The 3,133-nt window shown below is 52.0% G+C and carries 4 protein-coding genes; 1 reads left to right on the top strand and 3 read right to left on the bottom strand.

The window, feature by feature from the left end:
- Window positions 1-101: 101 nt before the first annotated feature.
- The gene (locus K6T12_RS21260; protein WP_222224979.1) at window positions 102-650 is read right to left on the bottom strand and encodes an SDR family NAD(P)-dependent oxidoreductase; all 549 of its coding nucleotides are present in this window, start codon (window positions 648-650) and stop codon (window positions 102-104) included.
- Between the two features lie 113 nt (window positions 651-763).
- Window positions 764-1,777 carry an MBL fold metallo-hydrolase gene (locus K6T12_RS21265; RefSeq protein WP_222224980.1) on the bottom strand — a complete coding sequence of 338 codons (1,014 nt, stop codon included), beginning with the start codon at window positions 1,775-1,777 and terminating at the stop codon, window positions 764-766.
- A 205-nt stretch (window positions 1,778-1,982) separates the two neighbouring features.
- Between K6T12_RS21265 and K6T12_RS21270 the strand changes: the two genes are divergently transcribed.
- On the top strand, window positions 1,983-2,348 hold the full coding sequence (locus tag K6T12_RS21270) for a winged helix-turn-helix transcriptional regulator (RefSeq protein ID WP_222224981.1): 366 nt from the start codon (window positions 1,983-1,985) through the stop codon (window positions 2,346-2,348).
- 411 nt (window positions 2,349-2,759) lie between these two features.
- Here K6T12_RS21270 and K6T12_RS21275 read toward each other — a convergent pair whose 3' ends face one another.
- Window positions 2,760-2,951, bottom strand: coding sequence for a hypothetical protein (locus tag K6T12_RS21275; protein ID WP_222224982.1), 192 nt, complete (start codon window positions 2,949-2,951; stop codon window positions 2,760-2,762).
- Between the last annotated feature and the right edge of the window lie 182 nt (window positions 2,952-3,133).

The raw sequence follows: 3,133 nt of genomic DNA on the forward strand, positions 1-3,133 counted from the left end.
AAAATCCTCGGCCAGTTGACCGAAGATGAACACCTGGGCTAAAAACGTCTGGGCGTGATGCGTTGAGAAATCAGGTGTTCACGTTCGTCCGGAATCGGTGTTCAACTTCGCCGGAATACGCACACGTAAGAGACATGAATTTTATCCGGCCCCAGGTACCTCGCCATGGATTGAGCCAGTCCGCGCTGGGCAAACTTGGCCGATGAAAAAGGCGCGGAATTCGCCCCACCTTTAATCGAGGCGGTAGCCCCGATCACGACAATGTTGCCGCTTTTTTGGGTTCGCATATCCGGGAGCACCTCCTTAGCCGACAGAAACAGTCCCTGTGTATTCACTTCCCACGCAGCCTGAAAGCTTTCCAGCGAGGCTTCTTCAATGTTCACAAATGCACCTGCACCGGCGTTGTATACCAGTACCTCCACCGGTCCCAACTCTTCGCGAATCTGGCCAAAGACCTTCGTGGCCGCCTCGGGATCTTGAACGTCATAGCTATATACACGGGAGCCCTCGATCGTGGCTGCAATCTGTTCCAGTCGCAGCGCGTTTCGTGCACAAAGCGCCACCCGGTAACCCTCGGCTGCGAACTTCCTGGCGATCTCGGCACCATTACCTGGCCCGACTCCCACGACTACACAGACACCTTTATTCATACATCTCACACATTTTCTTAAGCCTGAGAGATCTGACTCATGTGCAATGGACTGAGTTCGGTCACATGACACATGGGGCAGATGCGTTTTTTACTAATGGCTTGAGCTACGCATCAGAGTGCGCGGGCGAGCATCGCCCAGAACATGACTTTCACGTGGGACCGGGCGACAATATCAAACTCTTCCTCGCGACCTTCACGATACTTTTTAGCCAGTAAGTCGGTTGCGAAATCGATGACCTCATCGCTGTAACCCGCATACCAGGCGAATGGGGTGTCGCTCTTCAGATGAGCCGAGAAGTCGGCGTTGGCATGCCCCTGATGGATGTAGTTCTGGATGTCCCGGATATATTGCTGCACAAACTCGACATCCTCTTTGTAGCCCAGGTTGCTATGGCCGGTAACCATCACATCCCAGTCCATCTTCAGCAGCTTATCGATGTCGTTCTTGTAGGCGATAGCGTTTTCAACATTGGAGAAGCTTCTGAACTCCAGCTGATCCGGGTGAACAAGGTCGATGGCGTGCAATACTTTTCGGCCACCGTCTTCAATCAGGAAGCCGGTGTTGTCCGGCGTATGGCCGTCGAGGTCTTTGTAGACTTCAAAGGTATGGCCTTCAAATACCAGCTGTTCACCAATAATTTTTGTAACCGGTGCCGGTAGGGTTACGCCGTGAGAGAGCAGTGCGTCACTCACCTCTTCGGTCGCATAGATATCTATATTCTCATCGCCCAGCTCTTTCAGTATCAGGCTGGAGTCACCCACATGGTCGGCATGGGCATGGGAATATACGATTCCACGCAGCGGCTTATCGGTGATCGCCTTTATCGCTTTCAGAATCTGCTTACCCGTGTGCATAGGGGCATCGATAAGTAGCACCCCCTCTTTACCCACCAGTACAGTCACGTTGTAGTTGGCGGCGGACACCCAGTAGATATTGTCGCTCAGGCGCTGTATCTCATAGGGCTTCTTGAAGCGTTCAAGATGTCCCCCTTCGACTTTCTGCAAGTTAACGGCGATCTCCGTCATGGAAGCGGGTTTGTAGATAAATTCAGCAGCCTGTGCATTTGCCGTCAGTGACAGTAAGGCAGCCGCCAGCAGGACTTTCTTAGCTGAGAACTTTTTCATTGCTATCTCCAATTATGTTCGTTCAATCGGCTTGCCGGAGAAGCCTCCGGCAGCCAGCACACCAAGGACAGCCAAGCCAGCTTTATGGTATAAAACAACCAGAAAGTATCCTTAGTGCTGTTAGTATATTATGTATACCGTATTGGTGCGGTATACAAAGATCAAGTACGTACCGTCTGGGAACTGAGTATGAAAAAGGTAACTAATGCTTAAAAACAAAGAGATAGAGCTCTCATCTGGCTGCACTGAAAATCTGGGCTGTCCGGTAACAACCGCGATGGATGTCATTGGCGGCAAATGGAAGGTAATCATTCTGTATCACCTCAGGGACAACACACTGAGATTTGGCGAGCTTAGGAAACGTATTCCAAAGATCACCCAGAAGATGCTGACTCAGCAGCTACGTGAACTGGAGGCGGACCATCTGGTTGCGCGTAAGGTCTACGCCGAGGTTCCGCCACGAGTCGAATATACGAGCACCCCAATCGCTGACGAGTTGAGACCGATTATGGATATGCTATGTGCCTGGAGTGAGCGTCATAAGGAGCGGTTGCGGTCTGCTGGTCAGTGACGGTCATCAGGTCTTATCCCAGTTTTGGGCAAGCTGGTATGGCGCTGTCTACGCCAGATGTTGTCTGGGGGAGGTTGAGCCTTGTGAGGCTCCTTTGGGCCGCTTCTGCCAGGACCAGGCTCCAGCCTGAACCGGTTGAGATGTCCGCTTTCGGACAGCGTCAGACACTGGCTGTCAGATCTAGTCTGAATCACCACAGCTGAATCCCTTGCCGAAGGGCCAACTGTGGTCTTCTGCGAACTTTAAATAGCAAGGGTTGTCTTCAGAACTTACCGGATATCGTCGTTTCGGTAGTTACTTATAGTGTGGACGTTTGGGATCGGTTTCGAACAGTGCCTCTGATGGATGGGTTATCGGGTTTGAACCTGGCTTAGGGTGTGGCGGGATGAAAAAACGTTACTAGCATTGCCGCTACTGTTGCTGGTGGCCTGCAGTGGTCAGAATGATGCTGAGTCTGTCTCGCTGGAGGCCAAACCGGATACCGGACGCTGGTATACCGTCGAGCAGCGGGATGCCGGTTTGACGCTGTTCCGCCAGGCTCTGGGCAAGGCCGCGGATCGACATGGTCAGGCTGGCTCGCAAGGTGGTATGGGAAGCGGGCATAAGATGGGCTCTGATTCGATGATGGGGGCCGGACATATGATGGGCTCAAAAATGGACAATGACCCTGTAAATAATTCTGTGTAACTGCCAAGGTTAAATATAGTCCGCCAAGCGGTCTTCAAATTCGATCATAAAGCGGTTCAGGGCAGCCTTCCAGTTCCTGATGGGCATTGTCCATTTTT

It is taken from the genome of Marinobacterium arenosum (assembly GCF_019795155.1).
Classification (GTDB): Bacteria; Pseudomonadota; Gammaproteobacteria; order Pseudomonadales; family Balneatricaceae; genus Marinobacterium_C; species Marinobacterium_C arenosum.